The organism is Novosphingobium panipatense, assembly GCF_900182875.1.
Taxonomy (GTDB): Bacteria; Pseudomonadota; Alphaproteobacteria; order Sphingomonadales; family Sphingomonadaceae; genus Novosphingobium; species Novosphingobium panipatense.
In genome coordinates this window covers 26056-49522 of the sequence record NZ_FXUI01000008.1, presented here as the reverse complement: position 1 = coordinate 49522, position 23467 = coordinate 26056, and the positions used below count along the sequence as shown (strand labels likewise).

Here is a 23467-nt window from a genome sequence, read left to right as displayed (position 1 = left end):
TTGAGCAAGCGACATTCAGCCTTCGATGATCTCCCGGATACGCGCGGCGAGGGTGTCCATCGCGAACGGCTTGGTGATCATGGCCATCCCCGGCTCGAGAAAGCCCGAGGCGACGGCCGCATTTTCGGCATAGCCGGTCATGAAGAGAACCTTGAGATCCGGGCGTGAAATACGCCCGCCATCGGCGACCTGCCGCCCGTTGAGCCCCGGCAGGCCGATATCGGTCATCAGCAGGTCAATGCGCTGGTCCGACTGCAGGATCTCCAGCCCCGCCGGGCCGTCGGCGGCTTCGAGGGCGTGGTAACCGAGGCTGTCGAGCACTTCGAGGATGAGGCAGCGAACCACCGCTTCATCCTCGACGACCAAGACGACTTCGCCGGACTTGGCAGGTGGAGGTGCCTTTATCTCGTGGGTCGCTTCGCCCGGCAGTTCGGCACCGTGATACCGTGGAAGATAGAGCTTGATCGTCGTGCCGATGCCTTCTTCGGAATAGATACGTGCGTACCCTTCGGACTGGCGCGCGAAGCCGTAGATCATCGACAGCCCGAGGCCGGTTCCTTGTCCAATCGGCTTCGTCGTGAAGAAGGGTTCGAAGGCACGCCCCGCCACGTCGCGGCTCATGCCGACACCTGTATCCGTGATTGCGACACACACATATTCACCCGGCTTCACGTCCCGTTCGTGGGCGGGGTGGAAATGATCGAGCCGCGCGTTGCATGTCTCGATGGTCAGCTTTCCGCCATCCGGCATCGCATCACGCGCGTTGATGACGAGATTGAGGATAGCGCTTTCCAGCTGATTGGGATCGCAGCGCGTAAGCCACAGATCGTCCGGCAGCACGAAAGCCAGGTCGATGTTCTCCCCAAGGGTTCGCCGCAGCATATCTTCCATCGAACCAATGAGCGGATTCGTTTGCACCGGACGGGGATCGAGCGGTTGCCGACGCGAGAAAGCCAGAAGGCGGTGCGTTAGGGCTGCCGCCCGCTCTGCCGAGGTTCTTGCGCCGGTCAGCCAGCGCTCGAGATCCTGCGTCTGTCCTTTCTGCAGACGGCTCTGCATGACATCGAGACTGCCGCTTATGCCCTGCAGCAGATTATTGAAATCATGAGCGATGCCACCGGTGAGCTGGCCGACAGCTTCCATTTTCTGGCTCTGCCGCAAGGCTTCTTCTACCGCCCGCTGCTCGGTGATATCGCGGCCTACAGCGTGGATGCGGCGCTCATCGGGCACGGCAGTCCAGGCGAGAAGACGGTAATCGCCATCCTTGGTCCGATAGCGGTTCTCGAATGCCACCGTTCGCCGCCCGATGGACAGCCGCGCTACTTCCCTCGACGTGGCTTCGACGTCGTCCGGATGAATGAAGCTGCTGATACGATGTCCGATCATCTCGCCTTCGTTCCAGCCCAGCAGACGCTCGGCCGAAGGATTGACGGCCGTAATCACCCCGTCGAAGTCGCAGACCAGCATGAGATCGCGGCTGATCGACCAGAGCCGGTTCCGGTCCTGAGCGTAAGCGGCCTCGGCCTGCTTCTGCGCCTCGATCTCGGTGTGAGTGCCGACCCACGCCGAGATGCTGCCGTCCGTATGCGTCAACGGTACGGCGCGGGCGAGGTGCCACCGGTACTGCCCGTTGCTGTCGCGCAGCCGCAGTTCCGTGTCGTAGATGGCACCCGTCGCAACCGCGTGGGACCAGCGCTCCTCTACCACGGCGCGATCATCGGGGTGGACGAGCCGCAGCCACCCATTCCCGTCGAGGGTGCCGTGCGCTTCGCCCGAGTAGAGGTAGACGCGATCGTTGAACCAATCGAGCCAGCCGTCGGCATGTGCCGTCCAGACTTGCGTGGGCATGTTCTGCGCGAGCGCACTGAACTGCGCTTCGCTCTTTTCAAGGGCCTGACGGGTGCGCCGGCGTTCGGTTACGTCCCGAACGGCGCCAACCATGCGGATGGGCCGACCAGCGGCGTCGTACTCGAACTCGGCCTTGCGTTCGATGACCCGCTCATCCCCGGTGTCCGCGCGGCGGATGCGATATTCGACATCGCGAGGCGACACGCCTGTGCTGCGGCGCAGGTGGTCGGACGACAGGTGGCGATCTTCAGGGACGATGATCTGCTCGAACTGTTCGGCGGCGATCGGGCCTTGCTGAGGCAGGCCGAAGATGCGGCAGAACTCGTCCGTGCCGCTCACTGTGTTCTGGATGATATCGACGGAGAACAGACCCACGCCGCCGGCGACCTGCGCCCGCCTGAGGTGTTCTTCACTGAGCCGCAGCGCTTCCTTGGCCCTGTGTTCGAACGTGTGGTCCTGCATGAGCTTGACGAAACCGATCGCGTTGCCGGCCTCGTCGCGCAGCGGGGTCATCTCGCTCAGGCCCCAGAGCCGCTCTCCGGTCTTGCTCAGGTGCCAGCGGGCATCGTGGGCACGTCCGAATTCCAGCGCCTCCCGGCGTTTGGCGGCCGGACGACCTGCGGCCCGGTCTTCCGGCGTGAAGAATACGTCGATGGGACGCCCGAGCATCTCCTGCTCCGTCCACCCGAGCATCGCGACGGCGCCTGCGTTCCACAGTGTGATGCATCCGTCGAGATCCGCAGCGACGATCCCGTAGTTCGTCGCACCGTCAAAAATCTGCCGGTGATACTCGTCCCGCTCCCGCAGTTGTTCTTCTGCCCGCACGCGTTGGATATGCGCCCAGGATCGGTCGGTCACTTCCCTCATGACGCTGAGTTCATAAGGCGTCCAGCGATGCGGTTCGCTGCGGTGTGCGGCCATCAGCGCGATGAGCCGCCCCTCCTTCACCAAGGGAAGGCAGATGGTTGCGGTTATGCCGATGTCCTGGAAGGTCTGCGCCTCTTCAGGGGCGATTTCGATCGTGTTGTCGTTGATGATGAGGGGGCGCCCGGCGGACAGTTCGCCGACGGCACGCTTTCCGAAGCTTGTCAGGCTGTAGTGCCCCACGATCGAGGGCGCGTCGGGTGCGTGCCAGTTGTCCCGGATCGTGAAGCCATCGCCATCAGGGTCCATGTCGGCATAGGCGCAGTTCGACAGGCCAAGGTGGTGGGCGGTGAGCCGGGTCGTGGTGCTGAGGATCTCGGTCGCGCTGCGGGAGGACGCCACGGCCATGCTTAGTTCGTCAAGGAAGCGTAGTCTTCCCTCGCTCTCCTCAAGCGCGGCCCGCGCCTTGTAGGCCTCCGTCGTTTCCACCACGAAGGCGAGGACGCCGGCCGGTTTCCCATCGTCGCCGGGGACCGGGGAATAATCCAGATTGAGCCAGACCTGCTCCGGCCTGCCGTTGCGGTGAAGCGTGAGTTCGTGATCGCGATAGCTGAGCGTCTTGCCCGCCAGGACGACCTTCATCACGTTCGCGTTGAACTCTGCGACCTCTTCCCAGCCATCAAGAACTCTGCAGCCGAGAAGGCGGTTGTCGCGTTCGCCGGCGAACTGGGCATAGGCGTCGTTGTAGATCATGACGCCTTCGGGACCCCAGAGGAGGACCAACGGCACCTGGCACGGCAGCATCATGGCGATCGTGTGCCTCAGGCTCACCGGCCATGTCTCGATCGGGCCAACCGGAGTACTGGCCCAGTCAAAGGCGGCAATACGGCGCGCGAGATCACCTTCGAGTTTCATGAACCCGGCCTCGTTGCTCTCGCTTTGCGCCATTACCCCTGTTCAGTCCCTTTGCGTCGCCGGCGGAGCGTACCCGTGCCCCGGCATCGGAGCGCAAACCTCAGCGCGCCTAACTGTTCCCTCTTCCCATGAAGTGAAGGGTATTGCCAGCAGGAACCATGTCCGGCCACGCCCGAAATGACGACGCGATGTGCCGTCTTGCGACGGATGCCCTCGCTCCCGGGGCGGACAGTGGATCAAACCGCCTTACCTGCCGTTGAAGTAGCATGCGCATGAGAGAGGGCCCCTGCTTTAGGCGGCTTTGTCGGATGTGCCCTGTACTTGTCTTCAAGGAGAGATTCGATGAATCGACGTGACACCAGCACAGGCGACCGCCAGACCGGAGGTTACCACAGTGAGGACCACGACTGGAGTTCGTCGCGGCAGGCCAATCAGTGGCAAGGGGACATGGGTCGCCAGGCCGGCGGCGGCTGGGAGAGTAACGACTGGCAGGATAACCGTTACCGCAGCGATGAAGGGTCCCGCGATGACTCGCGCGACTTCGGCCGCCGGTATCGTGGGGGACGCAGCCATGGCGAGAACCGTTTCCGCGGCGAGGATCGCTGGCCCGACCGCGAACCGCGCAGCCGTCGCCCCGGGTACGGCGCGAGGTCCGATCACGAGGAAAGCCGCGGCGGCAGGAACGAAAGCTATCGCTTCTCGGGCGACCGCGACACCGGCTCGCGCTACCCTGCGCGTGACTACGACGCGAGCGGTGGCAACGATTTCTCCAGCTTCACCAGCGAGGATTACGGCGGCCGGGACTTCTCATCCGGCCGGGCCGGGCTGTCAGGCGGCATGCGCTCCAGCGGCTCCTACCGGCCCAGCTACGGCCCGGGAAGCTGGGGCGGCAGCAACGATTATGGCGGCTGGCGCGAGTACGGCGAGAGCCGCGGCTTCCTTGAACGCGCGGGCGACGAGATCGCGAGCTGGTTCGGCAACGAAGATGCGCAGCGCCGCCGCGAGGAAGACCATCGCGGGCGCGGGCCTTCCGACTACACCCGTTCGGACGAGCGCATCAAGGAGGACGTGAACGACGTGCTCACGCACGACTGGCGCCTCGACGCCAGCCACATCCGCGTCAATGTGAAGGACGGCGAGGTCACGCTGGAAGGCACGGTGGACAGCCGGCAGGCCAAGCGCCGCGCAGAGGATCTGAGCGACGACATCTCCGGCGTTCGCCACGTGCAGAACAACCTGCGGGTCCAGGCCACCGGGACCACCGCCACGGGCAGTGGAAGCGGCTGGAGCAGCAGCACCGGCAGCACGGGACGTTCGGATTATTCGGCGGGTCAGACCAGCGGCACGTCATCTGCCTCGTCCGCCCTCGGCGGGGCCGGTTCAGCCACCGGTGCGACCACCGGCACGGCTACGGGCTCAGGTACTTCCGGCTCCGGTGGGAAAACCGGAGGCTGAGCGCCTTCGCCGGATGCGGAAAAAGGGGAGCCGATGGCTCCCCTTTTTTTATGCCGCGCACATGATGCACTGAAGGCGGATATGTGACTTCGAAGCGTCCATCATCTCGGGCGGGTGAGCGGCCGGGCGATAGTGGTGGCAGTGGTCCAGCGTTCAGTTGCAGGCGTCATTCTCCGTCTCCGCGCGATCACCCCTGTTTGCACGTTTGATGATGAATGGATGGTGCGAAGCGGCTGGACAACCGGCGGCGACCCCATAGGCTCGCAACCAACATCCGTGAGCGTCATTCCTTACGGACAGTGGCTTGCACATGCGCGCGGGGTGCGCGCTTTCGGGGGAAGTATGGCTCTGCGCGGCTGGATTCTGTTTCAGCATGAACTCGATCCTTCGATACCCGAGGTGCCGGAGGTCTTCCGCTTCCAGCAGGCCGCTGCGGCGCTGGGCATCGAAATGAACGTTCTGCAGCCTCACAGGTTCGAACTGGTCGTCGGAGCGGTGGGCGACTGGGGGATTAAGTATCAGGGCCGTGCGATCGACAAGCCCGATTTCGTGATCTGCCGTACCGGCGCCGAAACCGATTACTTCACTCTCGCCCTGCTGCGTCACTTCGAACGGCGCGGTGTCCGGCTCGTCAATGGCCCTGCCACGATCGAGACAGTGTCCGACAAGCTGCACACGCTGCAGACACTCAACCGCGCTGGCTTGCCCATTCCGCGCACGATGCTGGGGGCGTTTCCCATCGACGTCGACCTTGTCGAACGCGAACTGGGCTTTCCCGTCATCGTCAAGACGCTGAAGGGCACCCGTGGCGCAGGCGTCCTCAAATGCGAGGATCGCAGCCAGTTCGAGGATCTGGCGGGCCTGCTGGAAAGCGCCGAGGCCAAGGCGGATTTTATCCTCCAGCGGTATGTACGCGCAAGCCACGGACGCGACGTGCGGGTGCTCGTCGTCGGCGGCCGTGTGGTAGCGGCGATGGAGCGGCGATCGCTGACGGGCGGGTTCAAGTCCAACGTATCGCTCGGCGGCGTCGGGGTTGCCTACAACCCTCCGCCCGACATGGCCGAACTGGCGGTCCAGGCGGCCGACGTACTGGAACTCGACATCACGGGCATCGACATCCTGTTTGACGAGGATGGCTACCGCATTTGTGAAGCCAATTCGGCACCGGGGTTCCAGGGGCTGGAGCGCGCTACCGGGCTCGACGTGCCGACCGCCATCCTGAACTGGGTGCTCTCGACGCAGAGCGTGGCCAGCGAACGCACGCAGACACCTGCGGAGCACACGGCGCTGGCAGACATGGTGTTCGGGGGCCGCGCCGGGCTGCGCACACTGATCGACCGCAACACCGAGTTCCGCAGCTTCGCGTCCGCCGTTGGGCTTCGGATGCTGACGGCGGGGGTGGGGTGCCTCGCCCAAGGTGCGTTCCCGCGACCGCTGGTGGATCGGCGCAGCCCGACCGGGATCGGACTGCGCAGCCTTTTCACGGGACGGGCTAAAGTGGACCTGACCGGCACCAACGATCGTGCGCAGGAGCGGACGCTGCTGGTGGTTCTCGCCGCTGCGATCTGGGCTGCGGTGCTCCCTTGGCTCGCCGGGGTGGAACCCTCGCTGAGCGGGGTGCTCTCGGCCTTGTCGCTGGCCTTTCCCGTGCTCTTCCTGCTCACCACACCGGCAGGGCGGCTCAGTGGCCGGGCATCCCGGCGACGCAGGAGCAAGGGATGATCGATCTTTCCGCAGTGCCATGGGACGTGCTCGCGCCCTTCATACTGGCCGGGTTCCTGTCCCAGCTCGTGGATAGCGCAACCGGCATGGGCTTCGGCGTCCTGGCGAATTCGCTCCTTGTCCTGCTCGGCCTGCCTCCGGCGACCGCGTCTTCGGTGACGCATACCGTGGAAGGCTTCACGAGCGGCGTGTCGGGCCTGTCGCACGCCGTGCAGAGCAACGTGGACTGGTCACTGTTCGCCCGCCTCGTCCTCCCGGGGATCGCAGGCGGGCTTGTGGGGGTCTGGGCACTGTCCCACCTGAACCTGAGCATTCTGAAGCCGGTCCTGCTCGTCTATCTCGCCGCGGTGGGAATCTACCTCATCTGGCGCGGGCGGCGGCGCGCACAAGGCTATCGTCGGATGCGGGCGATGGGGCCGCTTGGCTTCGTCGCTGGCTTTTTCGATGCCTACGGCGGCGCATGGGGGCCGGTTACGACCGGTAGCCTCATCGCGCAGGGAATGACGCCGCGCATGGCTGTGGGGACCGTCAATGCGGCCGAGTTCTTCGTGACTGTGACGGTTCTTTCGGCCTTCATCGGCACGGTCGGCCTTCAATCGTTCGTACTTCCCGCGGCGGGGTTGCTGATCGGCGGCATCGTGGCGGCGCCCGTCGGCGCGGTGGTCACGCGCCGCGCGGAGCCCCGCGATCTGACCCAGTGGATCGGCGGGGTGATGCTGGCGCTCAGCCTCTGGGCGCTGGCCTCCCTTGCATTCGAGCCGACCCCGCTTTTCGATCGACTTTGATTCCATAGGAAGCTTTGAGACGTCCTCCGCTAAGGACGCCGGCCGCACCGGGCGCAACCTTCAGCAGCAGCGTCGCCAGTGCGATCACGGCACCCAGGATCAGGAAGGGCTGCGCGATCAGGAACAGCGGATAGAGCGGCGATCCCAGCTTGCCCGTCAGCTTTCCCAGCAGCGGACCGAACAGCCACAACAAGATAAGGTGCGCGCAGAAATAGAAGAACATGTACGGCTCAATACGCCGGAATAGAGGAAGCGCCCGGGTTTCGACAAGCCGCCAGGCGAGCCACCACACCGCCAGCGAAGCCGAGACCCGCGCCACCAGATCGACGGCGGCGATCTCCACGGGGCGGGAGCCGCCCGCTTCTCCGATGGACAGAAAGAGATGCAGCGGCATCAGAACGGCGAACGGCAGAAGCGCGCACAAGGCCGGCCAGCCGGCAAGACGCTCGGCCAGATTGGTGCGGCGCACCAGGATCCCGATCGTGAAAAACATGAGGATGGAGGGTCGCAGGAGGATGGGCGGCCCCAGCCCCAGCACGTGGCAGGTCCCTGCGGCCAATACCACAGAAAGTAGCATGGCCGAGGGCAGGCGCACCAGCAGCGGTGCAGCCACCATGCACAGGAACAGATCCCTCAAGAAGGGCATTTGCACGTCGATGTCGGGCGGTCGGGTGAGGATCAAGATTTCTTCCGCCAGCCACCGCACGGACTGAGGGACAGGAGCGGCCATCCCGAACAGCCAGGCGGTGCCTGATACCAGGACGATGGCGAGCACGTTCCAGAGGATCATCGGCAAGGCTATGGTCCGCGCCTTTCGCGCGACATGAGCCCTCCAGTTGCACGTCTGCGTCGATCCCGCGACGAGCCAGCCCGATATCAGGCCAAGCAGAGGCACGGCACTTCGGCCGAATACCTCCATAAGCATCCAGCGCAGCAGTTCCTGAGGCGTGCCGCGTGCCAACTCCAGATCGTGCCCTGACAGACCCGTCCAGGCGTGGACATAGACGATGCCGGTGATGCAGATGACCCGGGCGATGCGGATCGCATCGGAACGCCGCGCCATGATATCGCTGTTCGTGTCAGCCAAGCACCACCTTGCCCATCGTCATCCATGCTCCATCTACATTCCCGGCATCATAAAGCCTGCGCGGGGAAGTGGTTGCTGCACAGCCGCCTTGTCAAGCTCGCGCGCCGCCGTCTCGGGGATGTGCCACCGCCGGAGACCTGCTGCGCGAGCACGGCGGTATGGAGGCTGGAAGTCGGAAAAGGCATCTGTGGCCGCGTCGGCCCGTACCTGCGGGTCGGGCAGCCGGTCCGAGACGTCCAAGGGACAGCAGTCCTGGCGGGAAGAGCGGCACGCGTCCGAATGGAGGAGGTTTCGGCGCAGAGCCTGCAGTCTGCGGCGTCAACGCCCGGGCCGGGGTCCCGAGCCCTGTGGGGGCACTGCGGGACGCCGTCAGCGGCGGCGCCGGACGGGTAAATCAGTCGGCCCAAAAGGGGATTAACGCATGTAAATGCTGCAAGCTGCGGGACCGCGCAATGACGGCGTATTGCTCTTTTGGGAACCGGTCACACTTGTCGTTACACCTCCCCGCGTTCGCCAATCTCACGGAAGCCGATCGCGAAATTCTGGATACCGTGCTCAACAGACGCGTACGGGTATTGCCCCCGCGCCACGACATCATCCGTGAGGGGGACAGGCCAGGCCACGTCTGCTTCATCCTTGATGGCTGGGCGCAGCGCTACAAGCAGCTTGCGGATGGTCGCCGGCAGATATTGTCCTTCTTTGTGGCGGGTGACCTGTGTGACGCGAACGTCTTCATCCCTTGCGCCATGGACCATTCGCTTTCCACGATAACCCAGGTGCAGCTGGCAGAAGTAGCGAAGCCGGATCTTCGTGAGCTAGCCGAGGCCATCCCGCGTGTCGGCGAGGCCTTGCGGCGGACGGAGCAGGTTGCAATTGCCATCCAGCGGGAGTGGACCACCAGCATCGGCCAGCGGACCGCTTACGAGCGCATCGCCCACCTTTTCTGCGAAATGTTCATGCGACTGCGCGACGGTGGAGCCACGCAGGGCGACACCTGCGACTTCCCGCTTACGCAGAGCGATATCGCGGACGCCACCGGGCTCACCCAGGTGCATGTGAACCGGACCATCCAGGAGATGCGGCGGGATGGCCTGATCGAGTTGCGCAACCGCCAGCTGACCATGCACGATCTGGACAGGCTGATGGCCGTGGCCCTGTTCAACCCCCATTACCTCCACCTCGACCCGGCGGAGAGCCAGCACCAGCCGGTGTGAGCGCGCGCGTCGCGTGTCGAAGCGGCGCCTAGGCTTTCCGGTCGGAAGGAGGAGCCAATCGACAAAGCCCTTCTTGCGCTACACTTGCCACGAGGCGGCCCGAGCGGTCGTAGATCGACCCGCGCGCGAAGCCCCGCGCATGGCCGGCCCAGGGGCTGTCCATCACGTAGAGCAGCCAGTCTTCCACCGGAGGCGTGGAATGGAACCACACCGCGTGATCGAGACTGGCGACCTGCAGGCCGGGTGTGAAGAACGTCGTGTGCGGCAGTACCGCAGTCGACACGAGCGCGAAATCGCTCGCATAGGCGACCACCACCCGCTTCAGCGCATCATCGCCTCCCAGCGGAGCGGCAAGCCTGAACCAGAGGAACTGGCGCGGGGTCTCGGTGTCGCTGGTCGCCTGCGGGCCGGGGCGCACCTCGAAAGGCGCCAGCCTTTCGTACATCGCCTGCGGCAGCTTCTGGCCTGCCGCAGTGAGAGCGGCCACCATCTCGGGGCATTGCTCCGGCTCGGGCACGGCGGGCATCGGCGCTGCGTGCGCGAAGCCTTCTTCGCGGCGGTGAAAGGACGCCGCCAGGTTCAGGATCGGTTTGCCGCCCTGCATGGCGACGACCCGGCGGTTGGCGAAGCTGCCGCCATCAAAGTCCCGCAGCACGCGGTAGATGATCGGCCTGGTGGTGTCTCCCGCGCGCAGGAAGTAGGCGTGAAGCGAGTGGGCGTCGCGCTCTTCCCCTCCCGCGTCGCGAATACCGCGCGCGGCCGCAGCAAGAGCCTGTGCCACGACCTGACCGCCGAATACACGCCCGGGGCCTTCGGCGGCGGCAGCTCCGCGGTACAGATCGGTGTCGATTTCCTCGACTTCGAGCAGTGTACGCAGCTCAGCGACGGCTGCTGCGGGATCAGTCATGAACGGGCCTCACAGGTGAGCCTTCGAGCCGGGCGGACGCCTGTCGCTCGATGGAAAGAAGTTCGTCCAGCGTCTGCTCAATGGCGAGCTTCTGCTTGCGCAAGTCGGCAATGCGTTCGCGGATGCGGGCACGGAGCGCCCGTACCTGCTCCAGATGTTCGGGGTCCACATCGTAGAGGTCGAGGAACTCCTTGATCTCGCGGATGGAAAAGCCCAGGCGCTTGCCGCGCAGGATCAACTGCATACGGCCTATCTCGCGCTTTGAATAAATGCGGGTCGTTCCCGCGCGCTGGGGGGCGATGAGCCCTTTATCCTCGTAGAACCGCAGCGTTCGCATCGTCACGCCGAGCAGGGTGGCAGCTTCCTGAATACCCAGCATCGGCTGGCCCTCCGAAGCGGGAAGGGCGGTCAAGACCTGGTCCCACCCTCTCGCCTGGCAGCCTCTTCCGCCACTAGCTCCTTCTTCGACAGCTTGCCGACCATCGTCTTGGGCAGCGAATCTCGGAACTCGATCGAGGCAGGCATCTCTATCTTGTTCAGTCTGTCACGCAGGAAGGCCGTCAGCTCATTCTCGACGAGGATGTCGCCGCTGTGAAGCACGACGAAAGCCTTGGGTGCCTGTCCGCGGTATTCGTCAGGGATGCCGATCACCACGGCTTCGGCCACCATAGGGTGCTCGTAGAGCGCTTCCTCGATGATGCGCGGATAGACGTTGTAGCCGCCGCACAGGATCACGTCCTTGATACGGTCTACAAGGAACAGATAGCCGTCCTCGTCGAGATAACCGATGTCACCGGTGCGCAGCGCGCCGTCGGTGAAGGTCTTGTCGGTGTCCTCCGGCCGGTTCCAGTACCCCTCCATCACCTGGGGGCCGCGGGCGCAGACCTCGCCCTTCTCGCCCTGGGCGCAGAGTCGCGCAGGATCGGCGGGATCGCGGATTTCCAGCACAGTGCCGGGGAAGGCGGGACCGCAGGAGTTGTCCTTCACAAGGCCGTCCAGCGGGTTGCAGGCGATGATGGGGCTGGCTTCGGACAGGCCGTAGCCTTCCACCACGCGCACCCCGGTACGCTGCTCGAATTCGCGCCGCACTTCGAGTGGCAGCGGTGCGCCACCGGAAATGCAGACCCGCACACAGTCGAATTCTCCGTGGAGCTGCTGATGATTCAGCGCGGTGTAGAGCGTGGGCACACCGAAGAACTGGGTGGGCTTCGTCCGCTTGGCCGTGGCGAGGAACGACTTCATTTCGAAACGGGGCAGCAGGATCATCTCCGCTGCCGTATCGACCGAGTAGTTCAGCACCGTCGTCAGCGCGAAGACATGGAAGAGAGGCAGGACGCCCAGCGTGCGTTCCTGCTTCTCGGGCATGCTGCCTACGTGGGCGATCATCTGTGCCGAGTTCGCCGCGAGATTGGCGTGGCTGAGCATCGCCCCCTTCGGCACTCCGGTGGTGCCGCCGGTGTACTGCAGCACCGCAAGATCGTCAGGCACGCGGTCAACCGGGTCCGGCTCGGCGTCACGGGCGATCAGGGTGGCCCAGCGGACGTAGCGCACATCATGGGGTTCGTGCGCGATGTCGCTGCGCTTGAAGAGGAGAAAGGCGTGACGCTTCATCGCCGGCAGGGCATCGGCGAACGGGCATACCACGATCCGCTTCAGGGTGCCGGTTCCGACGAGCGGCTCCAGCTTGGGAAGGCTGATCGCAAGGTCCGTGGCGATCATCACCTCGCAGCCGGAGTCGTTCACCTGGTGCGCTATCTCGCGCTCGGTGTACAGCGGGTTGAAGTTGACGACGATGCCGCCGATCCGCAGCACCGCGAAGTAGGCGATCACGTAGTAAGGTGTATTCGGAAGGCACAGGCCCACCCGGGTGCCCTTTTCGACACCAAGGTCCTGAAGGCCGCGAGCGGCCCGCTTCACAAGATTGCCGATCTCTTCGTAGGACCACTTGCGGCCCATAAAGTCGACGGCGGGCCATGAGCCGTGCTCCTGCACGGCATGGTCGAGCAGGTCCGTCAGAAGCCGCGGCGCGATCGGCGGCATCTCGTCCGTCGTGAAGGTTTCGCGGGCGGACTGCCCTCCGCCGATCGTCGCCGCGTCATTCATCAGAAGGCCATCCTTGCACCGAGGGAGAGGACGAGTGCCGAAGCATCGCGCAGTTCGCCGTTCACCAGGATCGGCGTCTGAACCGGCGTGCCGGCGTAAGCGGCCGTGGTGCGATCGATCGGAGCGTCTTCGAACGTGATGTACGATGCCGCCGCGTCGATGGTGAACCTGGAGTTCATGGCGTAGCTGGTGCCAGCCGAGAAGTTCCAGCGGTTCGCGTCCGGCACGCGTGCGTCACGGTCGCCGTTGCGGGTCGGCGTGATGCCGCGCTGGAAGCCGGTGCGGATGGTCCACTGCGGGTTCAACTCGTAGTCGGCACCAATCGCCCAGGTCCAGCTGTTGCGGTAGTTCTCCGGGATCGACTGGTTCAGCGGAGCGCCGAGATCGATCGAATCGAATTCGCTCCAGCCCATCCGGACGACTTGCGCGTTGAGCGTGAAGCGGTCGCTCATCTTGGCGCGCGCGCTGCCGATGAGCATCCACGGGGTGCTGAACTCCGCCTTCGCGTCAACGACACGGTTCTGGCCTGCCAGCGGCCCAACGAGACCTTCGATGGTCACGCTGCCGTCAAGCTTGTGCTTGATCGACGACTTGTAGGCGAGGCCGAGCGAGACAGGGCCGTCATGGAACTGCACGCCGGCCGACCAGCCCACATCCCAGCCCTTGCCCTTCAGGTTCTGGTGACCGTCGGGAAGAAGCGGCGAGAGGTTGGGAAGGTAATTGCCGAGGGCGGCGTCGACATGCTCGATGTTCGCTGCCGCGCCGATGTACAGGCCGTCCGTGATGGCGACGGCGATGCTGGGCTGGATGTCGAAGGTGCGCAGCTTGGTCTTGTCGGCCGAATAGCGCGCCCAGCTGTCCGCATCGTAGTCGGTCGTGAACGAATACGGTGCCGCAACGCTGAGGCCGACGGCTACGCGGCCGAAGCCGTAGGCAACCGCGCCCGAGGGCAGCACGCCGTTGTTGATCGGGTTCTTCGACACGTTCTCACCGCCCACAGGGGCCGCTGCCTGGCCGGGGCGGACGATGAGCGTGTTCTCGTTCACGACTTCGCCGCGCGGGCGGATGAAGCTGGCGCGGATGGAGGCTTCGCCGCCCTGGAGACCACCGATGGACGCAGGGTTCCACCACAGCGAATCCACGCCGGTGTCGGCCGCTTCACCCGAGAAGGCGCGGCCTTGGCCGCGGACGGACTGTTCCTGAAGGTAAAACGCCTGCGCACTTGCCGATCCGGCCCAAGCGAAGGCGACGATGCTAGCCGCGCTCGCGAGGAGGATACGGCCGGTCTTGATTTGCATTGGGGACTCTCCCTTGAAGATAAATTTTTGCTGCAGCTTGAACTGTTTGTCGCGTTATTTGATGCGCGTCCACGTCTGAGTTTTGCACAGGGGCCACACGATGCAGCCCTTCAGCTTCAGCGTGTCGGCGCCAGCCGGGGTGATGGTCGCCTTGTAGGTTCCGCCATCCTCGGGGTTGTAGATGGTACCACCCGTCCACTGCCCCTTTTCGTGCTTGAAGCCGCCCAGGATCTGCAGGCCCTTGAGACGGCGGTCGCGCTTGGCCGCGTCCTTGTTGTTGACGTCCTTGAGGTCCGGGTTCTTCTGGATATTGGCCGAATTGGCCAACTTTCCGCAGATCGACGCGCCGCAGCGCTCGATCTGGACGACGCCGTGCTTTGCCGGCGTCTGCCATGAACCCACGAGTGAACCGGCATCTGCGGCAAACGCCGGCGAAGCGGCGCCTACGGCGGAAACCAACGCCAGAGTCGCAAGTTTAACGATGTGCATCAGCGGCCTCTCCATCTCTCTCGCCCTGGTTCTTGTTGATGGAACGTGCCCCTGACTTGGCAGGCGGCGATCGCTTCCGAACCGGATAGACTCGGCATAACCCAAAAATATCTTGACGTATAGGGAAAGAATCGCACCTTAAGGGAAGACGTTCGAGAGGACGAGGATCGTACGGATTCGGCCCGGCCTGTGTGCTGGCGCAAGGTCGGTCCGCTCATGGAGAGGTATACATGCAAAGCGTCGTGATCGCGGGATATGCCCGTTCGCCGTTCCACCTTGCCAACAAGGGTGCGCTTGCCCGCGTCCGCCCGGATGACCTGACCGCACAGGTGATCCGGGGGCTTATTTCCAAGACGGGCGTTGAGCCCGCCGATATCGAGGACATCATCGTCGGCTGCGCCTTCCCGGAAGGTGAGCAGGGCCTCAACGTCGCCCGTCTGATCGGCCTTCTGGCCGACCTGCCGTTGTCGGTCGGCGGCATGACGGTGAACCGCTTCTGCGGCTCCTCGATGAGCGCCATCCACACCGCAATGGGGCAGATCGCGATTGGTGCGGGCGAAGTCTTCATTTGCGCCGGTGTCGAATCCATGAGCCGCGTGCCCATGATGGGCTTCAACCCGCTGCCGAACCCGACGCTCGCGAAGAAGAGCGCGGCTTACATGGGCATGGGTGAAACGGCCGAGAACGTCGCCACCAAGTACCAGATCGGCCGGGCGGAACAGGAAGCTCTGGCGGTCGAAAGCCAGAAGCGCGCGGCTGCCGCGCGCGAAGCCGGCAAGCTGTCGGACGAGATCGTGCCGATCGAAACGAAGAACGGCATCGTCAGCGAAGACGGCGCCATTCGTGCGGAAACGACCGCGGAGGGTCTTGCCGCGCTGAAGCCTGCCTTTGATGCGCAGGGCTCCGTCACCGCGGGCACCTCCTCGCCGCTCACCGACGGTGCCAGCGCCGTGCTCGTCACGACCGAGGAGTATGCGCGCGCTCACGGCCTGCCGATCCTCGCCCGCGTGAAGTCGGTGGCGATCTCCGGTTGCGCGCCTGAAACGATGGGGCTGGGACCGATCCTTTCCAGCCAGAAGGCCATGGAACGGGCCGGCATCTCCGCCGCCGATCTCGACGTGGTTGAGCTGAACGAAGCCTTCGCCTCGCAGGCGCTGGCCTGCATCAAGGACCTCAACCTCGATCTCGCCAAGGTGAACATCGACGGCGGCGCCATCGCCATCGGTCACCCGCTTGGCGCCACCGGCGCACGCATCGTCGGCAAGGCGGCCGCGCTGCTCAAGCGCGAAGGCGGCAAGTACGCTCTCGCCAGCCAGTGCATCGGTGGCGGGCAGGGCATCGCCACCGTACTGGAGGCCGTGGAATGAGCGACGCCATCAAGAAAGTCTGCGTGATCGGCGCCGGCACCATGGGTGCCGGTATCGCCGCCCAGGTCGCGAACGCCGGCGTGCCGGTTCTGCTGCTCGACATCGTTCCCAAGGAAGGCACGAACCGCAACGCCATCGCCGAAGGCGCGGTGGCCAAGATGCTCAAGACCGATCCGGCCCCCTTCATGAGCAAGTCTGCCGCCAAGCTGGTGGAGACGGGCAACATCGAGGACCATCTCGACAAAGTCGCCGAGTGCGACTGGGTCATCGAGGCAATCATCGAACGGCTGGACATCAAGCAGGGCCTTTACGCCAAGCTCGAAGCCATCAAGCGCGAAGGTACGGCGGTCTCGTCGAACACCTCGACGATCCCGCTGGCGCAGCTGGTCGAGGGGCGCTCGGATGCGTTCAAGCGCGACTTCCTCATCACGCACTTCTTCAACCCGCCCCGCTACATGCGGCTGATGGAGATCGTGACCGGCAAGGACACGGACGCAGCGGTCGCCGCCAAGGTCGAACGCTTCGCCGACGTCGCCATGGGCAAGACCGTGGTGAAGGCCAACGACACCCCCGGCTTCATCGCCAATCGCATCGGCACGTACTGGATCCAGCTGGGCCTGAACGCAGCGTTTGACATGGGCCTGACGGTCGAGCTGGCGGATGCTGTCGCGGGCAAGCCGATGGGCGTTCCCAAGACCGGTATTTTCGGGCTGGTCGACCTCGTGGGTATCGATCTCATGCCTCACCTGCAGGCAAGCCTGACTTCCACTCTTCCCAAGGATGATCCGTACCAGGGCATCGCCCGCTCACACCCCCTCATCGAAAAGATGATCGGTGAGGGCTATACGGGCCGCAAGGGCAAGGGCGGGTTCTATCGCCTCAACAAGGAGATGGGACGCCGCAAGGAATCCGTCGACCTGAAGACCGGCGAATACCGCGAAAGCATCCGTGCGGCGGGGCCTTCGGGCGCGGCTGCCAAGGGCGATCTGCGCAAGCTGGTGGAAACCAAGGGGCCAGTTGGTGAATACGCCTGGGCCATTCTCGGCGGTACGCTCGCCTATGCGGCATCGCTGATCCCATCGGCCGCAGCCGACGTGGTCGCGATCGACGACGCCATGAAGCTGGGCTACAACTGGAAGGCTGGCCCCTTCGAGATGATCGACAAGCTGGGCGCTGCCTGGCTGGCGCAGCGTCTCGAAGCTGACGGCACGCCGGTGCCGGAGATCCTGCGCATCGCCGGTGATCGCACGTTCTATCGCGTCGAAGGCGGCAAGCGGCAGTTCCTGGGCCTGGACGGCGTGTACCACGACGTGGTCCGTGCCGAGGGCGTCTTGCGCCTTGCCGATATCAAGCTCGCTTCCAAGCCGCTGCTGAAGAATTCCTCGGCCGCGCTTTGGGACATCGGCGACGGCGTCGTCGCGCTCGAATTCACCGGCAAGATGAACGCGCTTGACGGTGAGGTCATGAAGCTGATCATCGAGGCGCTGCCTCTCGTCGCCTCCAAGTACAAGGCGCTCGTCGTGTACAACGATGCGGACAGCTTCTCCGCAGGGGCCAACCTCGGCCTTGCCCTCTTCGCGGTGAACATCGCGGCGTGGAGCGAGATCGAGAAGCTCGTGGCCGGTGGCCAGATGGCGTACAAGGGCCTCAAGTATGCGCCGTTCCCGGTCGTCGGTGCACCCGCCGGGCTGGCCGTGGGCGGTGGCTGCGAGATCCTGCTGCACTGTGACGCGGTCCAGGCGCATGCCGAGCTTTACACCGGACTGGTCGAGTGCGGCGTTGGCCTCATCCCCGGCTGGGGCGGCAACGGCGAGATGCTGGACCGCTGGCAGAAGAACAAGATGATGCCCAAGGGGCCGATGCCTCCTGTGGCCAAGGTCTTCGAGACGGTGTCGACGGCAACGGTGTCCAAGTCCGCCGCGCAGGCCAAGGAACTGCTGTTCCTGCGGGCTGACGACGGCATCACCATGAACCGGGACCGGCTGCTCTACGATGCCAAGCAGAAGGCCCTTTCGCTGGTGGACGGCTACACGCCGCCCGAGGCGCCGGAGTACCGCCTGCCCGGTCAAAGCGGGCGCGTCGCACTTTCCATGGCGGCGGAGGGTTTTCGCAAGCAGGGCAAGGCCACCGATTACGACATGGTCGTCTCGGATGCGCTCGCCACGGTCCTGTCGGGCGGCGATGCCGATCTGGTCGACACGGTGACGGAGCAGGAACTCCTCAAGCTGGAGCGCGAGGCCTTCATGCGGCTCGTGCGCGAGCCCCGCTCCATCGCCCGCGTCGAGCACATGCTCGAAACCGGCAAGCCCCTGCGCAACTGACGGCGCGACTGAGTTGGAGGGCGGCCGTGCGCCGCCCCAGGAGAGAGACAAATGCAGGTCTATGAAGCGCCACTGCGCGACATGCGGTTCGTGATCCACGAACTCTTTAACAACGAGAAGTACGGGCAGGACGGCTTCGGCAAGCTGGAGGCGCTGGAAGAGTTCAGCCCAGACCTGGTCGACGCCATCCTGGAGGAAGCGGCGAAGGTGGCGCAGGAAGTCCTGCTGCCGCTGAACCGGTCAGGCGACATCGAGGGGTGTACCCTCGAGAACGGCGTCGTGCGCACACCCAAGGGCTTCAAGGAAGCCTACGACATGTTCCGCGAGGGTGGCTGGTGCGCGCTGGCGTCCGACCCGCAGTGGGGCGGCCAGGGCCTGCCGGAGGCCGTGAACAAGATGACCGAGGAGATGATCTGCTCGGCCAACCTCTCGTTCAGCCTCTATCCCGGCTTGACGCACGGCGGCACCACCGCGATCGAGGCTTACGCCAGTGACGAGTTGAAGCAGTTCTATCTGCCCCGGATGGTTTCTGGCGACTGGTCGGGCACGATGTGTCTCACCGAGCCACATTGCGGCACCGATCTCGGCATGCTGCGCACCAAGGCGGTGCCGCAGGATGACGGTTCGTACAAGGTGAGCGGCGCGAAGATCTTCATTTCGGCGGGCGAGCATGACCTGACCGAAAACATCGTGCATCTCGTCCTTGCCCGCCTGCCGGACGCGCCCGCCGGGGTGAAGGGGATCAGTCTCTTCCTCGTGCCCAAGTACCTGCCCAAGGACGACGGAACGCCGGGGCCGGCGAACGGCGTTTCGGTCGCCGCGATCGAGCACAAGATGGGCCTCAAGGCTTCGGCAACTTGCCAGCTCAATTTCGACGATTCGATCGGTTGGCTGGTCGGCAGGCCCAACAAGGGCATGGAAGCGATGTTCAAGATGATGAACACCGAGCGTGTCTCGGTTGGCATCCAGGGTCTTGGCATCGGCGAAGCGGCTTACCAGTCGGCCGTGTACTACGCGAAGGAGCGCCTGCAGGGCCGTTCGCTGTCGGGCGTGAAGAACCCCAGCGGTCCGGCCGATCCGATCATCGTTCATCCCGACGTGCGCCGCATGCTGATGACGATGCGCGCCTACAACGAAGGCTGCCGCGCCCTCGGCGCGTGGGTCAGCCGTGCGCTCGATGCCGAAAAGCACGCGACCGACCCCGAGGTGAAGCAGTGCGCCGAGGACTTCATCGCGCTGATGACCCCGGTGGTGAAAGCGCTGTTCACGGACCTCGGGCATGAGAGCGCCAATCTGGCGGTCCAGGTCTACGGCGGCCACGGTTACATTGCCGAGAGCGGCGTGGAGCAGTACGCCCGTGACGCCCGCATCGCGATGATCTACGAGGGCACCAACGGCATCCAGGCCCTCGACCTTGTGGGGCGCAAGATGCCCGCGCACATGGGCCGCTACCTGCGCAGCTTCTTCCACCCGGTCTCGCAGTTCATCGAGGCGACAAAGGGTGATGCGCAGTTCGGCCGTATGGTCGAGGCGCTGGAGAAGGCCTTCGGTGCGCTTCAGCTCTCCACGGGCACGATCGCGCAGAAGGGCATGAAGGACCCTGAGGAAGCGGCGGCTGCCGCGACCGATTACCTGCGCCTGATGGGGCTGGTCGCGATGGCATACTGCTTCGCCAAGTCCGCCATGATCGCCCGGGACGAGCTTGGCAGCGGGACCGAAGACGCCGCGTTCTACAAGGCGAAGCTGGCCACGGCGCAGTTCTACTTCGATCGCATCCTCCCGCAGGCGACCGCCGCGTTCCTGGCGATCAAGGCTGGCAAGGGCTCGATGATGGCGCTGGACGAGGCGGCGTTCTGATCCGCTGAGCGAAGTCACGCTCCCGAAAACAGAACAACCCAAGGCGGCCATGCCACCTTGGGTTGTTTCGTACCTGCCGTTCCGATCCGGAGGAGAAGGATCAGGCGGGAAGGGGTTCCGGCGCCTGCATCAGGTCTTCGGCCATGCGATCGGCGACGGCATTGGGTGAAAGACCTTCATCGGCGGCGATGGCGAGGACTTCGTGTGTGCGCGGCCCGATTTCGAGAACGCGGTTGCGCACCTCCTGCTCGCTCTCGCCGAGGTATTCCGCTGAAACGTTGATGATGCCGCCGGCGTTCACCACGTAGTCGGGCGCATAGGAGATCCCGCGCGCCATAAGCGCCTGCGCAATGTCCGGCTCCGCCAGCTGGTTGTTCGCGGCGCCGCACACGATCCCGGCCTTGAGCACGGCGACGGTGCCTGCGTTGAGAGCGCCGCCGAGCGCACAGGGCGCGAAGACGTCCGCCGGGCTTGCTGCGATCTCCTCCACCGATACCACCGCGGCGCCAAGCTCATCGGCCAGACGGGCACAGCGCGCCGCGTCGATGTCCGCGACGACCAGATTGGCGCCCGCTTCCCGCAGGAGCCGCGCCAGTCCGGCGCCGACGTTGCCGACGCCGGAAATGGCGACCGTCATGCCTGACAGGGTGCCGCCATGGCGGAACGCCACGGCCGCCTTCATCGCCTCGAACACGCCAAGGGCGGTCCATGGCGACGGATCACCGCCGGCAAGCCCCGGAAGAGCGGTGCGGCCGGCCACATGGCGGGTGTGACGTGCCACGCACTCCATGTCGCCGACGTTCGTACCCACGTCCTCAGCCGTGACATAGCGGCCGTCGAGCTTCTCGACCGCCTCGCCGAACGCTTCGAACAGGGCGCGCCGGTCGAACTCGCCTGCGGGGCGGCGCAGTACGGCCTTGCCGCCGCCGAACGGCAGGCGGGCCATCGCATTCTTGTAGCTCATCCCCTCGGCAAGGCGGAAGGCGTCGGCCATGGCGAGGCTGGTGTCCTCATAGGTCCAGAAACGACAGCCGCCGGCGGCCGGTCCGCGCGCGGTCGAGTGAATGGCGATGACGCCATCGAGACCGGCGGCTTCGTCGGACAGGCGAACATATTCCATCGGCGGCATCATGCGCCGGTGTTGGGCAACCATTGCTAGGCTCCTGCGTGTTGGGACAGCGCGACCATTATGGCAGGCACTGCGAACGAAATCTGACCTCATTTCCGGCTCTGCGCTGCAAACTGAGCGAGACACAACCCTCCGAAGGCCGTTATGAGAATGAAATGACCGACCTTGATCCTTATGAGAGAAAAATTCTCCGCGAGTTGCAGCGGGACGCGAATCAGACCACCGCGCAGATCGCCGAGCGCGTCGGCCTCTCGGCATCGCCCTGCTGGCGGCGTATCGATCGGCTCGAGCGCGAGGGCTTCATCCAGCGCCGGGTCGCGATCGTGGACCGGCACAAGGTGGGCCTCAATGCCCATGTCTTCGCACAGGTCAAGCTGAACGCCCACGGCCGCGCCAATCTGGACGAATTCGCCGCCAAGATCCGCGAATATCCCGAGGTGCTCGACTGCTACGTTCTGATGGGTTCGGTCGACTTCATGATCCGGGTAGTGGCCGAGGACATCAACGCCTACGAGCGCTTCTTCTTCGAGAAACTTTCCCAGCTGCCCGGGATTCAGGAAATCACTTCAACCGTCGCGCTCTCCGAGATCAAGGCGACGACAGCCTTGCCGATCTGAACAACCAGCGGCGACGGGCTTGATCCGCGACGGGTGCCCGCCTTAGGTGCGCAGAAGGTTTGCCGGAGGGGGCAGGGTATGGCATCGGGGAACATGGCTGCAGGAATACCGATCGGTTCGGGCACCGGCCAATCCGCCTTGACCGACGCGATGCGGTTGCGCGCCATTCTGGCCGGATCGGCGGGCAATCTCATCGAATGGTATGACTTCTACGTCTATGCCTTCACCGCCCTGTACTTCTCCTCGGAGTTTTTCCCGAAGAGCGACCCGCTGGTGCAGGTCATGGCCACCAGCGGCATCTTTGCGGTTGGCTTCCTGATGCGACCGATCGGGGGGTGGTTCTTCGGCCGCTATGCTGACCGGCGCGGTCGGCAGCAGGCCATGGTGCTGTCGGTGCTGATGATGGGGGCCGGTGCCCTGCTGATCGCCGTGCTGCCGACCTACGCGACCCTGGGCGCTGCGGCTCCGGCCCTGCTGCTGGCAGGGCGTATGCTGCAAGGCTTCTCCACCGGCGGCCAGTACGGCACCGCGGCGACATACCTTAGCGAAGTTGCCGGGGCGCGGCGGCGCGGCTTCTGGTCCTCTTTCCAGTATGTCACCCTCATCGGCGGGCAACTGGCGGCCACGCTCGTGATCCTGATCCTCCAGCAGATCTTCGGAGACGCGGGCATGAGGGTGTGGGGATGGCGCATCGCCTTTCTCATCGGTGCGGTGGCCGCAGGCACGATCCTTCTCCTGCGCGACCACATGCATGAGACAGCGAGCGAGCAGAACCGCTCGGCATCCGAGGCGGGCAGCCTTGCCGAGCTCTTCCGCCACTCCACCCGGCCGTTCCTCATCGTGGCCGCGCTCACCGCGGGTGGTAGCCTGATGTTCTATTCGTTCACCACTTACATGCAGAAGTTCCTCGTGCTCACCGTCGGCATGACTAAGGAAACGGCGACGCTGTTGATGACGGGCGTGCTTATCGTGTTCATGGTGCAGCAGCCGCTGATGGGGCTGCTCTCGGATCGGATTGGCCGGCGCACCAACATGATCCTCTTCGCCGCCCTGGGTGTTCTGTGCACCATCCCGTTGTTCAGTGCACTGGCTGTGACGCGCAGCCCGGCCGCGGCCTTCGTGCTGATCGCTGCGGGCCTGACGATCTGCAGCTTCTACACATCGGTGAGCGGCCTGTTCAAGGCGGAGCTGTTTCCGATCCACGTGCGCGCCCTTGGTGTGGGCCTCGCGTATGGCATCGCGAACGCCATTTTCGGCGGAACGGCGGAGAACGTCGCGCTTGCGTTCAAGAGCGGCGGAATGGAGCACGGCTTCTACTGGTACGTGACGGCGTTGTGCCTGGTGTCGCTCGGCGCGGCGCTGATGCTGCCGGACACACGGCGGAACAACCCGCTGGACCTCGAACGGACCTGAATGCGGCACGGGCTGCAGGCGTATGCGCGATGAGCCATGCTCAACACAGCATAAAGCAATGAGGCATAGCGTATTC

Annotated in this window: 17 protein-coding genes; 9 read left to right on the top strand and 8 right to left on the bottom strand. The window is 64.7% G+C overall.

Going from position 1 to position 23467, the window contains the following annotated elements:
- Positions 1-15 precede the first annotated feature (15 nt).
- Positions 16-3627, bottom strand: coding sequence for a PAS domain S-box protein (locus tag QOL62_RS13195; RefSeq protein ID WP_283406607.1), 3612 nt, complete (start codon positions 3625-3627; stop codon positions 16-18).
- Between the two features lie 342 nt (positions 3628-3969).
- Between QOL62_RS13195 and QOL62_RS13190 the strand changes: the two genes are divergently transcribed.
- The 3 genes from QOL62_RS13190 (at position 3970) to QOL62_RS13180 (ending at position 7589) form a co-directional block, all read left to right on the top strand.
- A complete protein-coding gene (locus QOL62_RS13190) occupies positions 3970-5082 on the top strand; it encodes a BON domain-containing protein (RefSeq protein WP_283406606.1) in 1113 nt (370 codons plus the stop codon).
- 342 nt (positions 5083-5424) lie between these two features.
- Positions 5425-6804 carry an ATP-grasp domain-containing protein gene (locus QOL62_RS13185; RefSeq protein ID WP_283406605.1) on the top strand — a complete coding sequence of 460 codons (1380 nt, stop codon included), beginning with the start codon at positions 5425-5427 and terminating at the stop codon, positions 6802-6804.
- Positions 6801-7589, top strand: coding sequence for a sulfite exporter TauE/SafE family protein (locus QOL62_RS13180; protein WP_283406604.1), 789 nt, complete (start codon positions 6801-6803; stop codon positions 7587-7589). Before QOL62_RS13185 ends, QOL62_RS13180 begins: the two co-directional genes overlap by 4 nt.
- Here QOL62_RS13180 and QOL62_RS13175 read toward each other — a convergent pair.
- Positions 7528-8652 (bottom strand): acyltransferase family protein, encoded by a 1125-nt coding sequence (locus QOL62_RS13175; RefSeq protein WP_283406664.1) that lies wholly within the window; start codon positions 8650-8652, stop codon positions 7528-7530. The genes QOL62_RS13180 and QOL62_RS13175 overlap by 62 nt on opposite strands.
- A gap of 512 nt (positions 8653-9164) precedes the next feature.
- Here QOL62_RS13175 and QOL62_RS13170 point away from each other — a divergent pair.
- On the top strand, positions 9165-9890 hold the full coding sequence (locus QOL62_RS13170) for a Crp/Fnr family transcriptional regulator (RefSeq protein WP_199183854.1): 726 nt from the start codon (positions 9165-9167) through the stop codon (positions 9888-9890).
- Between the two features lie 28 nt (positions 9891-9918).
- On the opposite strand, the gene QOL62_RS13165 is transcribed toward QOL62_RS13170, so the two are convergent.
- Genes QOL62_RS13165 through QOL62_RS13145 form a run of 5 tightly spaced genes read right to left on the bottom strand, consistent with a single transcriptional unit; the run spans position 9919 to position 14687 of the window.
- The gene (locus QOL62_RS13165; RefSeq protein WP_103730026.1) at positions 9919-10797 is read right to left on the bottom strand and encodes an acyl-CoA thioesterase; all 879 of its coding nucleotides are present in this window, start codon (positions 10795-10797) and stop codon (positions 9919-9921) included.
- Positions 10790-11176, bottom strand: coding sequence for a MerR family transcriptional regulator (locus QOL62_RS13160; protein WP_283406663.1), 387 nt, complete (start codon positions 11174-11176; stop codon positions 10790-10792). Before QOL62_RS13160 ends, QOL62_RS13165 begins: the two co-directional genes overlap by 8 nt.
- A 29-nt stretch (positions 11177-11205) precedes the next feature.
- Positions 11206-12900 (bottom strand): long-chain-fatty-acid--CoA ligase, encoded by a 1695-nt coding sequence (locus tag QOL62_RS13155; protein WP_283406603.1) that lies wholly within the window; start codon positions 12898-12900, stop codon positions 11206-11208.
- Positions 12900-14198, bottom strand: coding sequence for an OmpP1/FadL family transporter (locus QOL62_RS13150; protein WP_103730028.1), 1299 nt, complete (start codon positions 14196-14198; stop codon positions 12900-12902). The genes QOL62_RS13155 and QOL62_RS13150 overlap by 1 nt, the downstream gene beginning before the upstream one ends.
- A gap of 54 nt (positions 14199-14252) precedes the next feature.
- Positions 14253-14687 carry a DUF2147 domain-containing protein gene (locus QOL62_RS13145; protein ID WP_103730163.1) on the bottom strand — a complete coding sequence of 145 codons (435 nt, stop codon included), beginning with the start codon at positions 14685-14687 and terminating at the stop codon, positions 14253-14255.
- 230 nt (positions 14688-14917) lie between these two features.
- On the opposite strand from QOL62_RS13145, the gene QOL62_RS13140 reads away from it, so the two are divergent.
- Genes QOL62_RS13140 through QOL62_RS13130 form a run of 3 tightly spaced genes read left to right on the top strand, consistent with a single transcriptional unit; the run spans position 14918 to position 20232 of the window.
- The gene (locus QOL62_RS13140; RefSeq protein WP_283406602.1) at positions 14918-16054 is read left to right on the top strand and encodes a thiolase family protein; all 1137 of its coding nucleotides are present in this window, start codon (positions 14918-14920) and stop codon (positions 16052-16054) included.
- Positions 16051-18375 (top strand): 3-hydroxyacyl-CoA dehydrogenase/enoyl-CoA hydratase family protein, encoded by a 2325-nt coding sequence (locus QOL62_RS13135; protein WP_283406601.1) that lies wholly within the window; start codon positions 16051-16053, stop codon positions 18373-18375. Before QOL62_RS13140 ends, QOL62_RS13135 begins: the two co-directional genes overlap by 4 nt.
- A 51-nt stretch (positions 18376-18426) precedes the next feature.
- Complete coding sequence (locus QOL62_RS13130) at positions 18427-20232, top strand: acyl-CoA dehydrogenase C-terminal domain-containing protein (RefSeq protein WP_283406600.1); 1806 nt, start codon at positions 18427-18429, stop codon at positions 20230-20232.
- Between the two features lie 100 nt (positions 20233-20332).
- On the opposite strand, the gene QOL62_RS13125 is transcribed toward QOL62_RS13130, so the two are convergent.
- Positions 20333-21385 carry a Leu/Phe/Val dehydrogenase gene (locus tag QOL62_RS13125; RefSeq protein WP_283406599.1) on the bottom strand — a complete coding sequence of 351 codons (1053 nt, stop codon included), beginning with the start codon at positions 21383-21385 and terminating at the stop codon, positions 20333-20335.
- Positions 21386-21516: 131 nt separating this feature from the next.
- Here QOL62_RS13125 and QOL62_RS13120 point away from each other — a divergent pair, with 131 nt between their 5' ends.
- On the top strand, positions 21517-21978 hold the full coding sequence (locus tag QOL62_RS13120) for an Lrp/AsnC family transcriptional regulator (protein ID WP_103730033.1): 462 nt from the start codon (positions 21517-21519) through the stop codon (positions 21976-21978).
- A gap of 93 nt (positions 21979-22071) precedes the next feature.
- Positions 22072-23391: an MFS transporter gene (locus QOL62_RS13115; RefSeq protein WP_283406598.1), complete on the top strand. Its 1320-nt coding sequence runs from the start codon at positions 22072-22074 to the stop codon at positions 23389-23391.
- Positions 23392-23467 lie beyond the last annotated feature (76 nt).

Excerpts from the sequence above, each read along its gene's own strand:
- QOL62_RS13180 (WP_283406604.1), top strand. The coding sequence starts at position 6,801 with ATGATCGATCTTTCCGCAGTGCCATGGGACGTGCTCGCGCCCTTCATA.
- QOL62_RS13140 (WP_283406602.1), top strand. The coding sequence starts at position 14,918 with ATGCAAAGCGTCGTGATCGCGGGATATGCCCGTTCGCCGTTCCACCTT.
- QOL62_RS13195 (WP_283406607.1), bottom strand. The coding sequence starts at position 3,627 with ATGAAACTCGAAGGTGATCTCGCGCGCCGTATTGCCGCCTTTGACTGG.
- QOL62_RS13165 (WP_103730026.1), bottom strand. The coding sequence starts at position 10,797 with ATGACTGATCCCGCAGCAGCCGTCGCTGAGCTGCGTACACTGCTCGAA.
- QOL62_RS13150 (WP_103730028.1), bottom strand. The coding sequence starts at position 14,198 with ATGCAAATCAAGACCGGCCGTATCCTCCTCGCGAGCGCGGCTAGCATC.
- QOL62_RS13190 (WP_283406606.1), top strand. The coding sequence starts at position 3,970 with ATGAATCGACGTGACACCAGCACAGGCGACCGCCAGACCGGAGGTTAC.
- QOL62_RS13125 (WP_283406599.1), bottom strand. The coding sequence starts at position 21,385 with ATGGTTGCCCAACACCGGCGCATGATGCCGCCGATGGAATATGTTCGC.
- QOL62_RS13115 (WP_283406598.1), top strand. The coding sequence starts at position 22,072 with ATGGCTGCAGGAATACCGATCGGTTCGGGCACCGGCCAATCCGCCTTG.
- QOL62_RS13155 (WP_283406603.1), bottom strand. The coding sequence starts at position 12,900 with ATGAATGACGCGGCGACGATCGGCGGAGGGCAGTCCGCCCGCGAAACC.
- QOL62_RS13160 (WP_283406663.1), bottom strand. The coding sequence starts at position 11,176 with ATGCTGGGTATTCAGGAAGCTGCCACCCTGCTCGGCGTGACGATGCGA.
- QOL62_RS13135 (WP_283406601.1), top strand. The coding sequence starts at position 16,051 with ATGAGCGACGCCATCAAGAAAGTCTGCGTGATCGGCGCCGGCACCATG.
- QOL62_RS13145 (WP_103730163.1), bottom strand. The coding sequence starts at position 14,687 with ATGCACATCGTTAAACTTGCGACTCTGGCGTTGGTTTCCGCCGTAGGC.
- QOL62_RS13185 (WP_283406605.1), top strand. The coding sequence starts at position 5,425 with ATGGCTCTGCGCGGCTGGATTCTGTTTCAGCATGAACTCGATCCTTCG.
- QOL62_RS13120 (WP_103730033.1), top strand. The coding sequence starts at position 21,517 with ATGACCGACCTTGATCCTTATGAGAGAAAAATTCTCCGCGAGTTGCAG.
- QOL62_RS13175 (WP_283406664.1), bottom strand. The coding sequence starts at position 8,652 with ATGGCGCGGCGTTCCGATGCGATCCGCATCGCCCGGGTCATCTGCATC.
- QOL62_RS13130 (WP_283406600.1), top strand. The coding sequence starts at position 18,427 with ATGCAGGTCTATGAAGCGCCACTGCGCGACATGCGGTTCGTGATCCAC.